At 43.9% G+C, this 20,504-nt stretch carries 16 protein-coding genes; 15 read left to right on the top strand and 1 reads right to left on the bottom strand.

Annotated elements, in window-relative coordinates; genetic code table 11:
* Positions 1-20 precede the first annotated feature (20 nt).
* The 4 genes from AC04Q4_RS05400 to AC04Q4_RS05385 all read left to right on the top strand — a co-directional run bounded on the left by AC04Q4_RS05400 (position 21) and on the right by AC04Q4_RS05385 (position 4,486).
* Positions 21-656 (top strand): HD-GYP domain-containing protein, encoded by a 636-nt coding sequence (locus AC04Q4_RS05400; protein WP_243251688.1) that lies wholly within the window; start codon positions 21-23, stop codon positions 654-656.
* Positions 589-1,842: a histidine--tRNA ligase gene (gene hisS / locus AC04Q4_RS05395; RefSeq protein ID WP_173737177.1), complete on the top strand. Its 1,254-nt coding sequence runs from the start codon at positions 589-591 to the stop codon at positions 1,840-1,842. Before AC04Q4_RS05400 ends, hisS begins: the two co-directional genes overlap by 68 nt.
* Before the next feature lie 76 nt (positions 1,843-1,918).
* Positions 1,919-3,724, top strand: coding sequence for an aspartate--tRNA ligase (aspS, locus tag AC04Q4_RS05390; protein ID WP_476388638.1), 1,806 nt, complete (start codon positions 1,919-1,921; stop codon positions 3,722-3,724).
* A 6-nt stretch (positions 3,725-3,730) separates the two neighbouring features.
* Positions 3,731-4,486, top strand: coding sequence for a TSUP family transporter (locus tag AC04Q4_RS05385; RefSeq protein ID WP_476388637.1), 756 nt, complete (start codon positions 3,731-3,733; stop codon positions 4,484-4,486).
* A 168-nt stretch (positions 4,487-4,654) separates the two neighbouring features.
* On the opposite strand, the gene AC04Q4_RS05380 is transcribed toward AC04Q4_RS05385, so the two are convergent.
* Entirely contained in the window at positions 4,655-5,914 is a 1,260-nt protein-coding gene (locus AC04Q4_RS05380; protein ID WP_476388636.1) for a hypothetical protein, read from the bottom strand.
* 200 nt (positions 5,915-6,114) lie between these two features.
* Between AC04Q4_RS05380 and AC04Q4_RS05375 the strand changes: the two genes are divergently transcribed.
* The 11 genes from AC04Q4_RS05375 to AC04Q4_RS05325 all read left to right on the top strand — a co-directional run bounded on the left by AC04Q4_RS05375 (position 6,115) and on the right by AC04Q4_RS05325 (position 20,480).
* The gene (locus AC04Q4_RS05375; RefSeq protein WP_476388635.1) at positions 6,115-7,542 is read left to right on the top strand and encodes an efflux RND transporter periplasmic adaptor subunit; all 1,428 of its coding nucleotides are present in this window, start codon (positions 6,115-6,117) and stop codon (positions 7,540-7,542) included.
* A complete protein-coding gene (locus tag AC04Q4_RS05370; protein WP_476388634.1) occupies positions 7,539-8,210 on the top strand; it encodes an ATP-binding cassette domain-containing protein in 672 nt (223 codons plus the stop codon). Before AC04Q4_RS05375 ends, AC04Q4_RS05370 begins: the two co-directional genes overlap by 4 nt.
* 4 nt (positions 8,211-8,214) lie before the next feature.
* Positions 8,215-10,347, top strand: coding sequence for an efflux RND transporter periplasmic adaptor subunit (locus AC04Q4_RS05365; RefSeq protein ID WP_476388633.1), 2,133 nt, complete (start codon positions 8,215-8,217; stop codon positions 10,345-10,347).
* A 17-nt stretch (positions 10,348-10,364) separates the two neighbouring features.
* Positions 10,365-11,627 carry an ABC transporter permease gene (locus tag AC04Q4_RS05360; protein ID WP_173737182.1) on the top strand — a complete coding sequence of 421 codons (1,263 nt, stop codon included), beginning with the start codon at positions 10,365-10,367 and terminating at the stop codon, positions 11,625-11,627.
* Between the two features lie 243 nt (positions 11,628-11,870).
* On the top strand, positions 11,871-13,487 hold the full coding sequence (gene ptsP, locus AC04Q4_RS05355) for a phosphoenolpyruvate--protein phosphotransferase (protein ID WP_114002607.1): 1,617 nt from the start codon (positions 11,871-11,873) through the stop codon (positions 13,485-13,487).
* A 276-nt stretch (positions 13,488-13,763) separates the two neighbouring features.
* A complete protein-coding gene (locus AC04Q4_RS05350; protein WP_119240369.1) occupies positions 13,764-14,633 on the top strand; it encodes a DegV family protein in 870 nt (289 codons plus the stop codon).
* A gap of 21 nt (positions 14,634-14,654) precedes the next feature.
* Complete coding sequence (argS, locus tag AC04Q4_RS05345) at positions 14,655-16,421, top strand: arginine--tRNA ligase (protein ID WP_119240368.1); 1,767 nt, start codon at positions 14,655-14,657, stop codon at positions 16,419-16,421.
* Between the two features lie 234 nt (positions 16,422-16,655).
* The gene (locus AC04Q4_RS05340; RefSeq protein ID WP_476388632.1) at positions 16,656-17,909 is read left to right on the top strand and encodes a protein kinase domain-containing protein; all 1,254 of its coding nucleotides are present in this window, start codon (positions 16,656-16,658) and stop codon (positions 17,907-17,909) included.
* Positions 17,884-18,960: a hypothetical protein gene (locus AC04Q4_RS05335; protein ID WP_476388631.1), complete on the top strand. Its 1,077-nt coding sequence runs from the start codon at positions 17,884-17,886 to the stop codon at positions 18,958-18,960. The genes AC04Q4_RS05340 and AC04Q4_RS05335 overlap by 26 nt, the downstream gene beginning before the upstream one ends.
* A 42-nt stretch (positions 18,961-19,002) precedes the next feature.
* Positions 19,003-19,650 (top strand): HAD family hydrolase, encoded by a 648-nt coding sequence (locus tag AC04Q4_RS05330; RefSeq protein WP_119240364.1) that lies wholly within the window; start codon positions 19,003-19,005, stop codon positions 19,648-19,650.
* A 29-nt stretch (positions 19,651-19,679) separates the two neighbouring features.
* The gene (locus tag AC04Q4_RS05325; RefSeq protein ID WP_476388630.1) at positions 19,680-20,480 is read left to right on the top strand and encodes a CPBP family glutamic-type intramembrane protease; all 801 of its coding nucleotides are present in this window, start codon (positions 19,680-19,682) and stop codon (positions 20,478-20,480) included.
* Positions 20,481-20,504 lie beyond the last annotated feature (24 nt).

Below are 20,504 nucleotides of genomic sequence, written 5' to 3'. Positions count from 1 at the left end.
TCGAAAGGAGAGACGGATCCTTGAAAAGCGTACAGAAGATAAATAATAATACGCAGGATCGGATCCTGGAAATGGATCTTTCCGCAGAACTGAAACACGGGGCTGTTGTCAGTAATCTGGCATACGATGTGGCGAAAGAGCTTGGACGCCCAGAGGAAGAGTGTTACCAGCTGGCGATAGCCGGAATGCTGCATGACATCGGAAAACTGAAGCTGGAAGGCTATATTAACGGGCAGGAGCAGAATCCAATGGTGATAGAGGAGCTGAAATATGTCCGCATGCATTCTACATTGAGCTATGAGATTCTGAAAGATCAGGGATATTCAGATTATGTGCTTGAGAGTATTCTTTATCATCATGAGAATTTTGACGGCAGCGGTTATCCAAGCAACAGGTCAGGAATAAGCATTCCCCTGGGAGCCAGAATCTTGCGGGTATGTGACGTATATGCAGCACTAAGTTCTGACAGACCATACAGGAAAGCTCTTGAGAACGATGAGGTCTTAAGGCTTATGATCGATGAGATTAAAAACTTTGATATGCAGGTATTTCTTGCATTTCAGAGGGTGATTCATAAAGGAGGAAAATATGGCATTAAAAAAGAAACCGGTTACAGGAATGAAGGACATTTTACCGAAGGAAATGGCAATCCGTAACTATGTAATGAACATGATCAGAGAGACTTACGGAACATTTGGATTTTCCGCAATTGAAACTCCTTGTGTAGAACATATTGAGAATCTTTGCAGCAAGCAGGGTGGAGAAAATGAGAAGCTGATCTTCAAAATCATGAAGAGAGGCGAGAAACTGAAACTGGATACAGCAACATGTGAGAACGATCTGACTGATTCTGGTCTCCGTTATGATCTGACTGTACCGCTTTCCAGATATTATTCCAACAATGCCAATGAGCTTCCTGCTCCGTTCAAGGCACTTCAGATGGGAAATGTATGGAGAGCAGACCGCCCGCAGAGAGGTCGTTTCCGTCAGTTTATGCAGTGCGATATCGATATCCTGGGTGAGCCGACTTACTTGGCTGAGATCGAGCTTGTACTTGCAACTACAACACTTCTTGGAAAATTGGATTTCCACAATTTTACCATTCGTATCAATGACAGAAGGATTCTGAAAGCAATGGCTCAGTACAGTGGATTCCCGGCAGAGAGCTTTGACACTGTATTCATCATCCTTGACAAGATGGACAAGATCGGCATCGAGGGTGTAGCAGAGGAGCTTGAGAAGGAGGGCTTTGCAAAAGAGAGCATTGATACTTATCTTGGACTTTTCCGTGAGATCACCAATGATATTGAGGGCGTTCGCTACATTAAAGAGAAACTTTCCGATGTTCTGGATTCAGGTATCGCAGAGGATCTTGAGACTATCATCAATACAGTAGAATCTGTAAAAACAGCAGACTTCAGGATGTCCTTTGATCCGACACTGGTACGTGGAATGTCCTATTACACAGGTCCGATCTTTGAAATCTCTATGGATGAGTTCGGCGGAAGCGTTGGCGGCGGCGGACGTTATGATGAGATGATCGGTAAATTTACAGGAAATAATACCTGTGCCTGCGGTTTCTCTATTGGATTTGAGAGAATCGTTATGCTGCTTCTTGAGAGAGGCTATGAAATCCCGACCAAGAACGGTAAAAAAGCATACCTGATCGAGAAAAACATGCCGGCAGATAAGCTTCTGAATATTCTGAAACAGGCAACAGAGGAGAGAAGTGCCGGTACACAGATCAATATCTCTATTATGAAAAAGAACAAAAAGTTCCAGAAGGATCAGCTGGCAGCAGACGGTTATACAGAGTATGTAGAATTTTTCAACAGAGACTGAAGCTACCCCGCCTGAAAACGGAGATGGCTGAGTAAATTAAAATGACTATGAAAAATAGGCAGAGGAGGATAAAGAGATGGCTGAAAGCATGCAGGGACTGCACAGAACCTGCCGATGTGCAGAAGTGACCACAGAGATGGTCGGAAAAGAAGTAACATTAATGGGATGGGTGGCAAAAGCCAGAAATAAAGGAGGCCTTGTATTTGTAGACCTTCGTGACCGTTCCGGAATCATGCAGCTGATTTTTGAGAATGGCAGCATTGACGAGGAAGGTTTTACAAAAGCTGGTAAACTCCGTAGTGAGTTTGTTATTGCTGTAACAGGTACAGTAGAGAAACGTGGAGGAGCAGTAAACGAGAATCTTGCAACAGGTGAGATCGAGCTTCGTGTAAAAGCTCTCCGTGTACTTGCTGAGGCAGATGTGCCGCCATTTCCGATTGAGGAGAACAGCAAGACAAAGGATGAGATCCGTCTTAAATATCGTTATCTTGACTTAAGAAGACCGGACCTTCAGAGAAATATCATGATGAAGAGCAAGGTTGCCCAGCTTACAAGACAGTTCTTTACAAAAGAAGGATTCCTTGAGATTGAGACACCAATGCTTGGAAAGAGTACTCCTGAGGGAGCCAGAGACTATCTGGTACCATCCCGTGTTCATCCGGGAAGCTTCTATGGTCTTCCTCAGTCTCCGCAGCTGTACAAGCAGCTTCTGATGTGCTCAGGATTTGACCGTTACATCCAGATCGCAAGATGTTTCCGCGATGAGGATCTTCGTGCTGACCGTCAGCCGGAGTTCACACAGATCGATATGGAGCTTTCCTTCGTTGATGTAGACGATGTTATCGATGTTAACGAGAGATATCTTGCATTCCTGTTCAAAGAGGTCCTGGATATTGATGTAAAACTCCCGATCCAGAGAATTACCTGGCAGGAAGCCATGGATCGTTTTGGTTCCGACAAGCCGGATATGCGTTTCGGCATGGAGCTTCATGATGTCAGCGATATCGTAAAAGACTGCGGTTTCGGCGTATTCACAGGGGCTCTTGAGAATGGAGGAAGCGTTCGTGGTATCAACGCAGAGGGCCAGGGAGGCATGCCAAGAAAGAAGATCGATAAGCTTGTTGAGTTCGTAAAAGGCTATGGTGCAAAAGGTCTTGCATACATTGCCATTGCAGAAGACGGAACAAGAAAATCTTCCTTTGCTAAATTCATGAAGGACGAAGAGATGGATGCTCTTGTAAATGCGATGGACGGTAAGCCGGGTGACCTGCTTCTTTTCGCAGCAGACAAAACAAAACTTGTATATGATGTGCTTGGAGCACTCCGTCTTGAGCTTGCAAAACAGATGGATCTTCTTGACAAGAACGAGTACCGTTTTGTATGGGTAACAGAGTTTCCGCTTCTTGAGTGGAGCGAGGAGGAGAATCGTTTCACAGCTATGCACCATCCATTCACCATGCTTATGGAGGAGGATCTTCCGCTTCTTGACACAGATCCCGGAAAAGTTCGTGCAAAAGCTTATGATATCGTTCTTAACGGAAATGAGATTGGCGGCGGCAGTGTCCGTATTCATCAGGATGATATTCAGGAGAGAATGTTTGAGGCACTTGGTTTCACAAAAGAAGCTGCACATGAGCAGTTCGGATTCCTTCTGGATGCCTTCAAATATGGAGTTCCGCCTCACGCAGGACTGGCATACGGTCTTGACAGACTTGTTATGCTTATGGCAAAGGCTGATACCATCCGTGATGTTATCGCATTCCCGAAGGTTAAGGATGCTTCCTGCCTGATGACTCAGTCACCAAGCCAGGTAAGCGAGGCACAGCTTCATGAGCTGGGACTTGATCTTGAGCCGGAGAAGGAAGAAAAAGGGGAAGAATAATTTATCATGCAGCCGACAATCTATACATTTCTGATCGTTTGTCCACTTGTATTTCTTGCCGGATTTGTAGATGCTGTAGCAGGCGGAGGAGGACTTATCTCCCTGCCTGCTTATCTTTTGGCCGGAGTTCCCATACATAACGCAGTTGCTACCAATAAGCTGTCATCTGCAACAGGAACACTGGTCTCTACGATCCGCTTGTGCAAAAATAATTTCGTGGACTGGATCCTGGTGATCCCCTGTATCCCTATGGCATTACTGGGATCTACCATAGGAGCACATCTGGCACTTATCGCCAGTGATAAACTTTTAAGATATATGCTGATCCCGGTTCTTCCAATTGTAGCTTTTTATGTACTTCGAAAGAAGAATATGGATGAGCAGGGCGGTGAGATCGCAAGAAAGAAGCAGATTTTTATCTGTGCCATCTGCTCCCTTGCTGTGGGGTGTTACGATGGATTTTATGGACCTGGAACAGGTGCATTTCTGCTGCTCCTGTATACAGGTGCAGCGAAAATGAGTGTGGCAAAAGCTTCCGGTACAATGAAGCTTACCAATCTTTCTTCCAATGTAGCAGCTCTTGTGGTATTTCTTTTAAGCGGAAAGATCGTGATCACTCTTGGGATCGCTGCTTCTGTATTTTCCATTGCAGGACATTATACAGGAGCCGGTATGGTCATGAAGAACGGAAGCCGGATCATCCGGCCGATCATTCTTGTAGTGCTTGCACTGCTTTTTATCAAGATTATCTCTGGGGTATAAAAAGAATAGTGAGTATTATAAAAAATCAGAAAACTCCCGTATGGACGGTGCCTTTTCAAAAAGAAGAAAGGCGCGGAATCCTACAGGAGTTTTTTTATGATAGTCAAGCGGATATTTGTGATTGAAGCAAGGGATTTACTTGATTCGGTTAAATATTATCGAATCATTTTATTCAATTTCGTCAGAATTATCAGAAGTGTTATCCTGATTATCATCTTCAGAAGAGGTATCTTCGGTATTTTCCTCTGAATTATCTGTATCAGAAGCCTCCTCAGAATCGGCATCTCCAGCTGCATCCTCCGGAACCGGTGAAGCAGTCAGTGTTCCAAAGATTGCATTTCCAAGCTCTGTGCCGGCATCTTCCAGTTTCCAGGAAGCCCCGTCATTCGTCAGATGGAAAGTAGCAGTAGCTGTTATGGTAGCTTCATTGTTTTTGATACTGTCAAGAAGAAGCTCATGGGACTTATTGTACCGTTTCTGTGATCCATCGATCACTGCATCAGCAGAATCCAGATAGATATTCAGCTCTTTTTCATACTGAGAGAGAATGGAATCACTGTCAAAAGTGGTAAGCTCTGCATTAACTCTGGCACTGTATCCGGAAACAGAAGTATTTGATATTTTGTAGTCAAAGCAGGAATGAAACTGCTCCATAAGGGCAGAAGCAATGGCATTTTTTGCAGAATCCGAAGTGTTCAGGATCGAATCCAGTCCAAGATAATTGGACATCTGCTGTACATCCATTTCCTGGAGAGTTTTCAGATAGACATCAAGAGTTTTATCAGGCGAGACAAGATCCGGATCGGACAGATAAGCGATAAGACCGCCGACCAGGTCATTTTCAAGAGAATAACTGTGCGTGATCTCCCAGTCCGGTTCTGTGGAAGAACCATGGTTGATCAGCTGAATGGAAACATTGCGATCCACAGTATCGTAGGTCTGTTCCTCTAGGAGGCTGTGGAGAAGCAGATATCGTTGTTCCATGGAATTCTCATTGCTGTCAGTGATTTTTTCGCCGGAAGCAGCTTGTAGTATTTCATTCTGAAGGCTTGCGGAAACAAAATCTTTTGCAAGTGTTTCAGCATTCAGAGTGGTAAGCTGTATATGGGCAAAGGCAGTTTTCTGGTTCTGGTCAACAGAAAGATCCAGAATTTTGTAATCGAAATTCCGGAAAAAAAGAGTAAAAACTTCCTTAATATCATCAGAAAGTTCTGTGTTATCATCAGAATCCGGAAACAGTTCCTGATACGATATGTATTTCATGGTTGTAGCGGGATCCAGATTTTTAAGAAGATCCAGATCCTTTTCGATGGCTTTCTCAGCGGATGTTTTTGCTGAATGGGAGCAGCCGCATACGGAAACTGCCAGAAAAACAAAAAAGAAAGCCAGCAGGTATTTCACTGTCTTCATATCGTTCGTTCCTTTCAAAAAAATTTACATCCTATTTTATCAGATATCGCATAAAAAGTCAAAAATCCATTAAAAATATACGATTTTTATGAAAAAAAAGTGAAAAAATTGTGAAATCTGCATCGTTTTTTGCAAAGACTTTTCTTTTTGGCCTTAATCTGATATGATGTTTTAAGCAACTTGTAGTTTCAGCATTGTGCTGAGAAAAGAGGACAGATATGAAAAAACGCATTTTAACAGCCCTTGGGATTCTCATACTGGCAGCTGGCATTGGAGCCGGAGGCTGGTATTATTATACTCATCATACGGGATCTGCAAGTGGCAGTGATACCGTATATGTAACAAAAATAAGCAAGCTTTCAGAAGCAGATTCCGGTGTTGAGAACCGATATGCCGGTGTAGTAGAACCACAGGAGACTGTACAGGTAAAGATCGAGAGCGGCCGAAAGGTAAAAGAAGTACAGGTAAAAACAGGTGAGGAAGTGAAGAAAGGACAGCTTCTTTTTCAGTATGATCTTGGCAGCATCCAGCAAAGTCTTCAGGAGGCACAGCTGGCACTGGATCGTCTGAAGAATGAGTCTTTGAGTATTTCTGACCAGATCAAGACCCTGGAAGCCGAGAAAAAGAAAGCCACAGCAGATAACCAGCTTTCCTATACAATAGAGATCGAAACACAGAAAATGAATCTCAAAAAGAATGAGTACGATCAGAAGAGTAAACAGGCCGAGATCGAGAAGCTTTCCCAGGCAACTCAGAACACAGAGGTCCGCAGTGAGATCGATGGCGTGATCCAGAAGATTGATACATCCAAGATGGGAGGAGACGATTCAGATGGAGTGAATGACACCCTTACAGAGGGAGATGCTTCTTCTGATTCCGGTTCCGGGGACAGTTCCGGCAATGCTTTTATCACGATCCTGAGTACAGGTGCTTATCGTGTAAAGGGAACAGTAAATGAGATAAACAGAGATTCCATTATTGAAGGAACACCTGTGATCATCCGTTCCAGGGTAGATTCTTCCAAAACATGGAAAGGAACCATGGGAGCAGTTGATATGGATAATTCAAGCACAAATAACAGTACCGATGCAGCGATGTCTGGCTATTCCAGTTCCGGTGATGACCAGACTTCATCCAGTACATATCCTTTTTATGTGAATCTGGATTCTTCTGACGGACTAATGCTTGGACAGCATGTTTATATCGAAGCAGATGAAGGCCAGGATGAGGAAAAGATAGGAATCTGGCTGAATGATTATTTTATTGTTGATGCAGATACAGACAGTCCGTATGTGTGGGTTGCAGGAGATAATAATAAACTGGAGAAGAGGAGTGTTGTACTGGGACAGTACGATGAGAATCTTGCAGAATATGAAATTGCAGATGGTCTTACAGAGAAAGATAAAATCGCATTTCCGACAGAAACTCTGAAAGAAGGAATGTCTGTGATAGAGGGTACTACGGATCAGACTACTGCAGCTATGTATGATACCGGAGATGATGCAGATCACGGAGATATGGAAAGTGATGGAGCAGAGCCGGAGATGATCGAAGAAGGAATGTCCGACAGCGATATGGAAGATATGACCGGCGATATTTCTTCGGAAGATGATCTTGTTCCGATGGAAGGAGCACCGACAGAATGATTTTAGACTTAAAAGGAATATATAAAGATTACCAGCAAGGAAAAATGACAGTTCCTGTACTGAAGGATGTGAATTTTTCCATGGAAGAAGGGGAATATGTGGCGATCATGGGACCGTCCGGTTCCGGAAAGACCACACTGATGAATATTATCGGATGTCTGGATAAGCCGACCAGAGGTACTTTCCTTCTGAATGGGGAAGATATTGCCAAATGTTCTGAGAATGAGATGTCAGATCTCCGCCTTAAGACGATCGGTTTTGTATTTCAGAGTTTTCATCTTCTTCCAAGGCAGAGTGCACTTACCAATGTGGAACTGCCTCTGAATTACGCGAAAGTTCCCAAAAAAGAACGCAGGGAACGTGCATTGAAGGCACTGGAACGAGTTGGACTTGCAGAACGAGTGAATTTCAAGCCGAACCAGTTATCAGGAGGACAGATGCAGAGGGTTGCCATTGCAAGAGCTATTGTGAACAATCCGAAGCTGCTGCTGGCCGATGAGCCTACCGGTGCACTGGATACGAAGTCCGGAGCACAGGTTATGGAACTTTTTCAGAAACTGAATGATGAGGGAGTTTCTGTATTAATGATCACCCATGACCCTGAGATCGCAGCACATGCCAAGAGAGTTGTTACCATCCGTGACGGTGAGCTGCAGGAAAAGAGGTGATAACATGAAAATTGTGAAGAGAGTCATTGTAGGTGTGCTGATCGTGGCACTTGCTTCGGGAGGAATCTACACAGGCTTGAGACATGTAAAAGAATCCAAGGTAACAGAAGTACCGGTAACAAGTGTCAGCAATCTTCAGACAGACTGGTATTCTGAAACAACTTTGGACGGAACCATTACTACCAATGTTACCCAGAATATAAACATGGATAAGGATATGATCATTGATAAGATCTATGTTTCACAGGGGGACGATGTAAAAAAAGGTGATAACCTGATCTCCTTTGATATGACACTTGTGGAGATGGAACTGAATATTGCGAAACTGAAACTGCAGAAACAGGAGCAGGATCTTGCCAGAGCACAGAAACGGCTCGTAAGTCTTCAGAACGGAGGCCCTATCGAGGATAACACAGACAGTACAGATGATACGGGACCGGATTCTGTAAGTGGAAACACAGGCGGCGATAGTGAAATGAGTACTTCAAATCAAGGTTCTGATGGAAGCGCAGATGATTCTATGCAGTCCATAACCGGATCAGTCCCATCGGCGGCAGACGGAAATTATCTGGCTTCTGCAGCACAGCCTTTGCTTCTCAGTGTATTTACAGAACCATCTGATACAGCTGTGCAGGCAGCGGAAACATCACAGGCAAAAGCAGCTTCAGAATTTACAGAAGATTCGTCCGGGGAAGATTCATCTCAGGATGCAGAAGACGTTTCACAGGACATATCCTCCGGAGCTTCAGAAAGTGAAAGCAGTCAGAATTCAGGCAATGTTACAGATGCTTCTGATGATGCCACTGCCGGACCTTCTTTCCAGGATCCTTCAGCCGGCGATTTTACAGATGGAGGCGCAGACTGGAATTCCGGAACGGATGATACGCCGACAGTATCGCCTACACCGACACCTACCTTAGAACCAAATGAGCTTCCGAATCCGGATTTCACAGAACCTGAGATTCCTGGAATTACAGATGGAGAACCGCAGTTTTACCAGAAACTAGATTATAAATCAGAGCCTTTTACAGGAACAGGTACAGAAGAGGATCCGTATGTTTTTCTGGTGAGCAGTGCCAAAGGTAAAGTTACAGTTATGGGATCTTTCTTTAACTGTATGGCCGGATACAGCGAAGATGGAACAAAAGTAGTTAAGGAAGGCGGAAGCTGGTTCCAGCTGGAATTCCATAAGAATGATACCATTACGGATTTTAATGACAGGAAGTTATCCTGTACAGGGTATTATCTTATTGATGGAAGTCTTCTGGAAAAACCGGTTTATATGTATGCAGAGACAGAATTTACACTGGATGATGCATCAAAGTATGATAACAATTCCGGTGATGATGATATTCCGGATGATGGAGGAGACGGAGATGACAGTACAGATGGTACTGCCATGTCAAGAGAGGATGCCATCAAGATCCAGAAGAATAAGATATCAAGTCTGAAGCTTGATATTGAAGAAAATAATCTGAATATCACCAAACTTGAAAATAAGGTAAAGAACAAACTTGTGACAAGCAAGCTGGATGGAACAGTTGCATATATTGGCGATGAAGCTACCGGTTCTTACAATGGAGATGCTTTTCTTAAAGTAAAGAGTAAGGATGGATTCTATGTGACCGGCACAGTCAGCGAGCTGATGAGGGATCAGATGCAGGAGGGTGCACTTCTTCAGTGCACCAGTTATAATTCCGGAAGCTTTGAGGCCAGGGTTTTGAATGTATCGGATTATCCGGTGGATTCCTCCAACAATTTTTATTATGGAGGAGATTCCAATCCTAATGTATCTTACTATACATTTAATGCGGAGATCACAGATCAGTCCCTGCAGTTTACAGATCAGGATTATGTGACTATAACTCTGCAGTCTAATAAACTTGCAAAAGGAAGCCTTGTTGTGATGAAAGCTTTTATCCGGACAGAACATGGAAACAGCTATGTTTATAAAGATAATAACGGAACTTTAAAGAAACAGCAGGTTACGGTTGGAAGTATTGTAAACAGTGGCTACTATGCAGTTGTAACATCTGGTCTGAAATCGGATGATCTTCTGGCATTTCCTTACGGGGATACTGTACAGGAAGGTGTCCGGACAAAAGAAGTATCTCTGGATGATATGTACAACGAATAACAGGAAGGAGAAATTTCATGTTTGAAAATATACGCCTGGCTTTTCAGGGAATATGGTCACATAAGATGAGATCCTTTCTGACCATGCTTGGTATTATTATTGGTATTGCATCAATTATTGCAATTGTGTCTACGATTAAAGGAACCAGTGAACAGATTAAAGAAGATCTGATAGGTTCCGGAAATAATACGGTACAGGTTCTTCTTTATGATGGAGACAGCACCTATGATATGGATTACGGGTCCTACGGAAACAGCTCTACGCCCCCGGTAATTTCCAATTCCCAGAAAGCAGCTATCGGAGATCTGGATCATGTGATCAGCTCTACATTTTATTACAGCAGCCAGTCTGCAAGCGTTTATTATATGAACACAAGCTTTCAGGGAGGAACGGTATACGGAATTGACCGGAATTATCTTAAAACCATGAGTTATATGGTTCAGTCCGGAAGGGGGTTTGTGCAGAAGGATTATGACAGCTACCGCAAAGTTGCTCTTGTAGATTCCAATGCCGCACAGAATATTTTCGGAAGTGAGAATCCTGTAGGAAAAACCATCGAGGTTGGTTCAGAGCCATATGTTATTGTAGGAGTGATTACCCAGAGTGAGGACAGCATGCCTAAGATCAACACACTTTCCGAGTATGAGGAATATTCCCAGACGATCATGGGAAGCGTGATGATTCCGGATGCTACCTGGCCGATCGCATTTAAGTTTGATCAGCCTCAGAATGTGATCGTCCGTGCAGACAGCACAGATAATATGAGTGCTGTGGGCAAAGCAGCAGAGGATGTGCTGAATACAGGAATCCAGAATGAACAGAATAAGACGAATTTCAAATACAAGGCAGAGGATATCATGGAGAAGGTCAAGAACCTGCAGAAGCTCAGTGAGAGTACCAATCAGCAGCTGATCTGGATCGCAAGTATCTCTCTTCTTGTAGGTGGTATCGGTGTTATGAATATCATGCTGGTATCTGTCACAGAACGTACCAGTGAGATCGGTCTGAAAAAGGCTATCGGAGCAAGAAAGAATATTATCCTGGGGCAATTTCTGACTGAGGCTTCAGTACTGACCAGTATTGGAGGAATTATAGGAGTTGTTCTGGGAATCATACTATCCAGGGTGGTGGCTCAGGTCTCAGGGGCACCAACGGCTATCAGTGTACCGGCTATTATCGGTTCTGTGGTATTTTCCATGCTGATCGGACTGATCTTCGGACTTCTCCCATCTGTAAAGGCAGCTAATCTTAATCCGATTGATGCCCTTCGCAGTGAGTAATAAAAATCAAATCAATGTTGCGGATGCCAAAACTGAGATGCAGACAGAGCAGAGTATTTATGGTTTTCGCGGTACCACGGCAGCTATTTTGTCACTTTTGCTGTATATCTGGTATAAAAAGATAGCATAAATAGAAGTTTTACAGGTTTTTTCAGGATTGCAAAAAATCATGGCAGAATCTTCAGGTTATATGCTATAATATATATCAAGTGGGCAAATATTATAACAGAAGGAGATAATTTCATGAAGGTTTTGGAAGGTAAATCTGTATTTTCCGGTATTGCGATCGGTAAGATCTCAATCCTCCAGAAAGTTGACGCCAGTGTTAAACGTGTTCACGTGGAGGATCCGGAAGAAGAGGTAAAGCGTGTGGAGGCCGCCAGAGAGCAGGCTGTGGCACAGCTTCAGAAGCTTTATGACAAGGCTCTTCAGGAAGTTGGAGAGTCCGGAGCGGCAATCTTTGAGGTTCATCAGATGATGCTGGATGATGATGACTATCTGGATTCCATCCACAACATTATCCGTACAGAGTCTGTAAATGCAGAATATGCGGTTGCAACAACTGGTGATAACTTCTCATCAATGTTCGCACAGATGGACGACGATTATATGAAAGCAAGAGCAGCTGATGTAAAGGATATCTCAGACCGTCTGGTACGTGTGCTTTCCGGCCATGGAGATGGAGAGCTTGAAGCATCCGAGCCGGTGATCGTAGTTGCAGAGGATCTTGCACCAAGTGAGACTGTACAGATGGATAAGAGCAAGGTTCTTGCTTTTGTCACAAGAAAAGGTTCTTCTAACTCACATACTGCGATTCTTGCGAGAACCATGAATATTCCGGCGCTGATCAATATTGAATACGATGAGTCCATGGACGGTAAGATGGCAGTCGTAGACGGAAAGAGCGGAAATCTGATCGTTGGGCCGGATGCAGAGACCCTTAAAAAATATGAGGATATGCGTGCCGATGAACTTGCACAGCGTGCAATGCTCAAAGAGCTGAAAGGTAAAGAAACTGTTACCAAGAGCGGTCGTAAGCTCCACCTTTATGCCAACATCGGAAGTACAGGTGATGTTGCGAATGTACTTGCCAATGATGCGGAAGGCATCGGACTTTTCCGAAGTGAGTTCGTATACCTGGAAAAAGAAGACTATCCTACAGAGGAAGAGCAGTTCCAGGTTTACAAGACTGTAGCTCAGAATATGGCCGGCAAAAAAGTTATCATTCGTACTCTGGATATCGGAGCGGACAAGCAGATCGATTATTTCAATATGGCGCATGAGGAGAACCCTGCAATGGGATATCGTGCGATCCGTATCTGTCTGGACCGTCCGGAAGTATTTAAGACACAGCTGAGAGCACTTTTCCGCGCAAGCATGTTCGGAAATATTTCTATCATGTATCCGATGATCATCTCTGTAACAGAGGTGAAGCAGATCAAGGCCATTGTAGCAGAAGTAAAAGCAGAGCTTAAGGAACAGGGGATCCCGTTCCGTGATGACGTGGAGCAGGGTATCATGATCGAGACTCCGGCAGCTGTTATGATCAGTGATCTTCTTGCAAAAGAGGTTGATTTCTTTAGTATCGGAACCAATGATCTGACCCAGTATACACTGGCTATTGACCGTCAGAATGCAAAGCTGGATAATATCTATGATTCCCATCATGAGGCAGTTCTCCGTATGATCCAGATGGTTGTGGACAATGCACACAAAGAAGGTATCTGGGCCGGAATCTGCGGTGAGCTTGGTGCAGATACTACACTTACTGAGAGATTTGTAGAGATGGGACTGGATGAGTTGTCCGTATCTCCGACATTTGTTCTTCCGGTTCGAAAGATCGTAAGAGAAATGAAATAAAACACAGATCATAAATAGATAAGGATATTTTTGATAAATAGTGTGACAGCTGCTGTGCATAAATATTTGTATGGCAGCTGTTTTTTTAGTTACTGTTCACGAAGTGAACAGTAATCTGTTTGCGGAATCTTCATGGAAAATTTCCAATTGTGGTATAGAAAAAAATATGATACACTAACATCATGGCTTTCTACAGCAGTTCAAAGAATTAGTCCATCAGGGGCTGATGCATTAATTCTTTGAACTGTGAGATAACAGACCAGGAGGAGAGAAAGAATGGGCAAAATTGCCATTGTAACAGACAGCAACAGCGGTATCACACAGGCACAGGCAGAAGAACTTGGCGTTTATGTGATACCGATGCCGTTTTATATTAATGAAAAAATGTATCTTGAAGGTGTAACTCTCACTCAGGAAGAGTTTTATGAGAAGCTTAAGAAGGATGAACCGATCTCTACATCTCAGCCAAGTCCGGCTGATCTCTGTGATTTGTGGGACAAGCTTCTGAGAGATTATGAGGAAATCGTTCATATCCCGATGTCAAGCGGATTGAGCGCATCCTGTTCTACTGCAATGGGACTTGCTATTGATTATAATGGTCGTGTTCAGGTAGTGGACAATCAGCGGATTTCCGTAACACAGAGACAGTCTGTAATGGATGCTAAGATGCTTGCCGAGGCAGGAAAAAGTGCCGCAGAGATCAAGAAGATCCTTACGGATCAGAAATTTGATTCCAGTATTTACATCACACTGGATACACTGAAATATCTGAAGAAGGGCGGAAGAATCACACCGGCGGCAGCAGCTATCGGAACAGTTCTCAACCTGAAACCGGTGCTTCAGATCCAGGGAGAGAAGCTGGATGCTTATGCAAAAGTCCGTGGCAAGAAGCAGGCGAAACGTGCCATGCTGAAGGCTATGAAGAAAGATTGGGAGACTCGTTTCCAGGAATATGCTGCAAAAGGTGAGATGTGTCTGGAAGCTGCTTATACCGGAAATCTGGAAGAGGCAGAAGAATTCAAGAGAGAGCTTCAGGAAGTATTCCCGGGACAGGAGATACATATGGATCCCCTTTCCTTAAGTGTTGCCTGCCATATCGGATACGGCGCACTTGCAGTTGCATGTTCAAGAAAAGTTACATTATAAAGATATGAGGAGTTTTGAAACATGAAGAAGATTATGGAACAGATGGCGGAAGAACTTTCCGCAGCATTTGAAAAAGCAGGTTACGATCCGTCCTACGGAAAAGTTACTGTTTCCAACAGACCTGACTTATGTGAATATCAGTGTAACGGAGCTATGGCCGGAGCCAAGGCATACCACAAAGCCCCGTTCATGATCGCAGATGATGTTGTTGCACAGCTTGCAGACAGCCAGATCTTTTCCAGGGCAGAAGTTGTTAAGCCTGGATTTATCAACCTGGATGTTAAACCTGAATTTGTTGCTGAATATATGAATAAGATGGCAGAGGATGAGAAGCTTTCTGTTGAGACTGCCAAGAATCCGAAGACGATCATTATCGATTATGGCGGACCAAACGTTGCCAAGCCGCTTCATGTAGGACATCTCCGTTCTGCGATCATCGGTGAGAGCATCAAGCGTATCGGACGTTTTGTAGGACATAAGGTGATCGGTGATGTACACCTTGGAGACTGGGGTCTTCAGATGGGACTGATCATCACCGAGCTGAAACACCGGAAACCGGAGCTGGTATATTTTGATGACAGCTTTACCGGTGAATATCCGGCAGAAGCACCGTTTACCATCAGCGAGCTGGAAGAGATCTATCCATGTGCCAGTGGGAAGTCCAAAGAGGATGAGGCTTACCGCAATGAGGCACTTGAGGCAACCCATCTTCTTCAGCAGGGCAAACCAGGATACATGGCTCTCTGGAACCACATCATGAATGTATCTGTAACAGATCTTAAGAGAAACTACGCGAACCTGAACGTAGACTTTGACCTCTGGAAAAAAGAATCCGATGCACAGCCGTACATCCCGGATATGGTAGAGGATATGAAGAAGCGAGGATTTGCCTATGAGGATCAGGGCGCTCTTGTTGTAGATGTAAAAGAAGAGAGTGATACCAAGGAGATCCCTCCATGTATGCTTCTGAAATCAGACGGAGCTTCTCTCTATACAACTACAGACCTTGCTACTATCGTAGAGCGTATGAAACTCTTTCAGCCGGATGAGATCCTTTATGTTGTTGACAAGCGTCAGGAGCTGCATTTTATCCAGGTATTCCGCTGCGCAAGAAAAACCGGTCTTGTAAATCCGGAGACCAAGCTTTCCTTCCTTGGTTTCGGTACCATGAATGGAAAAGACGGTAAACCGTTTAAGACAAGAGAAGGCGGTGTTATGCGGCTGGAGAACCTGATCGCAGACATTGATGAGGAAATGTACCGCAAGATCGTGGAGAATCGCAGTGTAAAAGATAAAGATGCAAAGGATACTGCCAAGATCGTAGGACTTTCTGCGATCAAATACGGAGATCTTTCCAACCAGGCGACCAAGGATTACATCTTTGATGTTGACCGCTTTACATCCTTTGAGGGAAATACAGGTCCGTATATCCTTTATACTATCGTTCGTATTAAGTCGATCCTGAACCGTTATGTACAGGAGGGAGGAGATTTAAGTACAGGTAAGATCCTTCCGGCAGTCAATGCCAGTGAGAAGAACCTGATGCTTCAGCTTTCCGGCTTTGCAGCAATGGTTGAGAACGCTTTTGAAGAAAAAGCACCACATAAGATCTGTGCATATATCTATGAGGTATCCAATGCATTTAACAGCTTTTACCATGAGACCAAGATCTTAAGCGAAGAGGATCAGGCACAGAAGGAATCCTTTCTTCAGCTGCTCCAGCTTACAAGAAGAGTACTTGAAACAAGCATCGATCTTCTTGGATTCTCTGCACCGGATCGTATGTAATTTGTAAGGCAGGTATTTTGGTAAAATAGAATATTGAAGTGAGATTATTCAGTCCGCAGATATGCCATGGAAAGAGAAAACTCCCTGCATGGCTTCTGCGGACTGTTTTTAGAAAAAAACACTTTTCAAAAAGAACATCATGTGCTATAATACAATACATCTGATTTATCGATCTCCGGGGGTCCCCGGAATTTATCCCATTTATTATTTTTATTAATTTTAACCAAGAGGAAGGTGATCTGTCTGATTGGAACAGTTTTAAAAGACCGTTATTGCGTGATGGAACGGATTGGTCAGGGCGGAGGTGGAAGTCTTTATCTTGCCAGAGATATGGAACTTGGTGTTTTCCGCGCAGTAAAAGAAACTTCCATTATCAGAAAGCAGGAGGCAAAACTGATGCGGTTCCTGGAGCATCCTGCCATACCGAAGATGGTAGATTATGTGGAAGAGGAAGAGTTTTGTTATCTGATCATGGAATATATCCGTGGCCAGTCGCTTGGAGAGATTCTTAAAAACAAAGGGGATTTTTCCATAGAGGAAACTCTTCGGCTGGGAAATGAGATTGCGAAAGTACTGGAATATCTTCACAGCAGAAAGCCGGCTGTTTGTTATGGAGACCTGAAGCCGGATAATCTTATGCTGTCTGAGAACGGACATCTCTATCTGGTGGATCTGGGAAGTGCCATGCTGAATTACGAAAGAAAAGGAAGGATCTGTGAAGGAACAAAAGGATATGCTGCACCGGAACAGTATCAGGGCAGGGTCAGTCCGGCAAGCGATATCTTTGCTTTGGGAAAAACGCTCCAGATTCTCAGCGGCAGAAGAGGTCTGATGTTCTTTCTATACCCGGAATTTTTCGGGTTTCTGTTTCGCTGTACGAGAAAACAGGAGAAATACAGGTATCAGAATATGGCTTCTGTCAGAAAAATTCTTGAAAAACTGGGGAAAAGATATCGTACCGTTACCTGGCGAAAACGTTTTCTGGAAAGCTTTGGCGTGATGTTTTTTGTGACTGTACTGGTTTTGCTGGCAGGGATCATGAAACCTGCAGAGTTTTCGACAGCAGTGGCCGAGGTGACAGATCTGTATTATCAGGCCGAGAGATACCAGACAGATTCCGGTTTTTCTGCATCCGGACAGAAGTTTCTACAGGCAGCAGAGAAGAAACTTCAGAAGCTGAGCAGGATCGAACAGGGAAAAGAGGAACAGAGATATATTGCTTTATTACTGGCCTGGAATGCAGAGCTTTTGGATGAGCCGGAACGAGCTGCTCTGTATTATGAAAACCTGCTTCTTTACGATGAAGGATTCAGGGATGGATACGGAGAATATGGAATGTTTCTGATCCGAAGAGAACAGAAGGGAGCCAGCGAGAAATTATGGAAGGATTATCAGGAAAAGGAGAAAAAGAATCTGTTGGAAGAAGGGAAAGGAAGAAATCTTCTGTTGTGGGAGGAGATCAATGAGAAGACGAAAAAAATATCTTAAATATGGTATGAACATTATGAGAAATGTGGGAGGGATTATTCTGTACATGGCAGTTTTGGGAGGACAGACAGGGGGCTTTCAACTGGTTTATGGCTCTTCTGAAAATGCTGGATACAGTGAGTTCCAAAGTTTTGATACCGGTGGATTTGACATGGACATTGGAGAAGGAACAGGGCAGTTTCCGGATAACTGGGACAGTGCAGATAGTGGAAGTGGAAGTCAGATAGATGATGGCAGGAGTTACGGAGATTATGGAGATTACAGCGAGAGTGGAAATACAGGAGGAGATGTTGAAATTTCCGGGCTGGGCTCAGCAGCAGGAAATGGCGAGGCAGATTGGTCGGGGAATAACGATACCTGGCAGGACAGTACGCAGTGGGGGAATACACAGACAGAGTCAGGAAATTATTATGGAACTGATAATGGTGAAAATGCAGGTTCCGGGAATAGCGAAAACTCGGGGAGCACCGGGAGTATAAGTTGGAATGAAAGCAATTATGGAACGGAAGACAGTTTTCAGATAAGCGGTTCGACAAACAGCGGAGATAACAGAAATACAGGAAATCACAGATCAGAGGCAACATTAACACCGAAAATTTCTGCCAGTCCAACACCCGTTCCAACCCGAAAACCAGAGAAAACCCAAAATCCAACATATCCCCCAAAAGTATCAAAAAGTCCCAGGATTTCACCAGCTTCCCAGAAACAGCAGAAATTGGCTCTTTTCTATTACCGGACAGACAAAACAGCTGATGCAGCATCAGATAAAGAAAAAAATAAAAAAACAACAGAAGAGAAAATACCGGAATTTATAGCAGAAATAAAAGATTTCCACATTCAGCTAACCATAAAAGAGAACAACTGTAAGATTCCTGTACAGATCTTTTCTTTCCGTATCAACGGAAAAGAATCCGTCTGGCACTGGCAGGAACAAAAATTAACAGCCAGGATTCCCAAAGGCATATCCAATATAAAAACGGTGGAACTCCTGCTATCTGTACGTTCGGGAAGACTGTATCATGAAATCATGGACTTAAAAGACGAACAGTGATACAATAGGCATACTTACTGATTTTTGCACAGGAGGAATTATATGTATAAAGCAATTTTTTTTGACCTGGATGGAACCCTTACAGAGTCCGGAGAGGGCATTACAAAATCTGTACAGTATGCACTGGAGAAACTCGGAGTTTCCGCACCTGAACTGGAATCTTTGAAGGTTTTTGTAGGACCGCCGCTTCTGGAACAGTTTATGAAATATGCAGGATTTGATAAGGAAACTGCAGAGAAAGCAGTAGAGTATTACAGAGAACGGTATTCAGATAAAGGAATGTTTGAAAATACAGTTTATCCGGGCGTAGAGGAGGCTCTTAAGGAACTGAAGATGAGAGGATACCGTCTTGCAGTTGCGTCTGCGAAGCCGACCTATTATGTAACACAGATCATGGATCATTTTAATCTTACCAGATATTTTGAGGTGATCGCAGGAACAGATCTGCATGGACCGAAGGTTACGAAATCCCAGGTTATTGAGGAGGCCCTGGAGAGAATGAATCTTTCTGATCACAGAGACCAGGTGATCATGGTAGGTGACAGAGAGCATGATGTTCTGGGAGCCAGAAAATGCGGGATTGAATGCGTAGCAGTATCCTATGGTTATGGAAGCAGGGAAGAACTTGAGAAGGCCCAGCCGATCCAGATCGTAGCTTCTGCTGAAGAACTTCTGAATTTTTTCGACTGACCCCTCTGCACAGGCAGAATATTTTTCGAATGGTGTGGAGGGAACTCTATCCGGTAGGAATCCACTATCTGATTGGTCAGATTTTGGGAAGTGCAGTGCTTTTCTGGCTTATGGGACGAAGTGGGAATGTAAAGGATTCTTATTATAGTTATACCCTTGTGATCACAGGACTTACGGGAGTGCTGGTAATGTTTCCGGCCGTGTATTTTTACAGAAAAGACCGTGTGGGAAGGCTGATCGGAGGACTGACATCAATAGAAGAGCAGAAGCTGACAATCCCGGAAATACTGCTTCTTCTGGCAGCAGGAGCAGGTTTTGCCCAGTATGCCAATGTTCTGGTGGCGATTCTGCAGAACTGGATCCAGTCCACCACATATGGAGATACCATGTCCAAGATCACTTCAGGAAAAAGTCTTTTTATGATGATCTTCTGGATGGGGATCATTGCTCCGATAGCAGAGGAGATGATCTTCCGCTGGTTGGTTTATCTGAGACTTCGGGATCACTTTTCTGTTCTGGTTTCCGCTGTGATTTCGGCAGCATTTTTCGGGATCTATCACGGAAACATCCCGCAGGCTGTTTATGCGTTTATTCTGGGAGCCCTCTTTGCCTGGTTCCTGGAAATGGGCGGTAATAAATGGGTCAGCGTTTTCCTGCATATAGGTGCGAATACATGGATTCTTATATTTGGAGAATATGCTGAGATACTGGTAAAGAAATTCGGGGCAGGAATGCTGCTGATGAGTTATGGTATTCTGGTAGTGGCGATGATCGGTGCATATCAGTGTTTTGCACGCAAAGGCGAGAAGCGTGGCTACCGGGCTGTGTGATCCGTGAAAAGATAACTGAAAATT

It is taken from the genome of Blautia sp. HA8986, from assembly GCF_056504635.1.
This window is presented reverse-complemented; position numbering and strand designations above follow the sequence as displayed.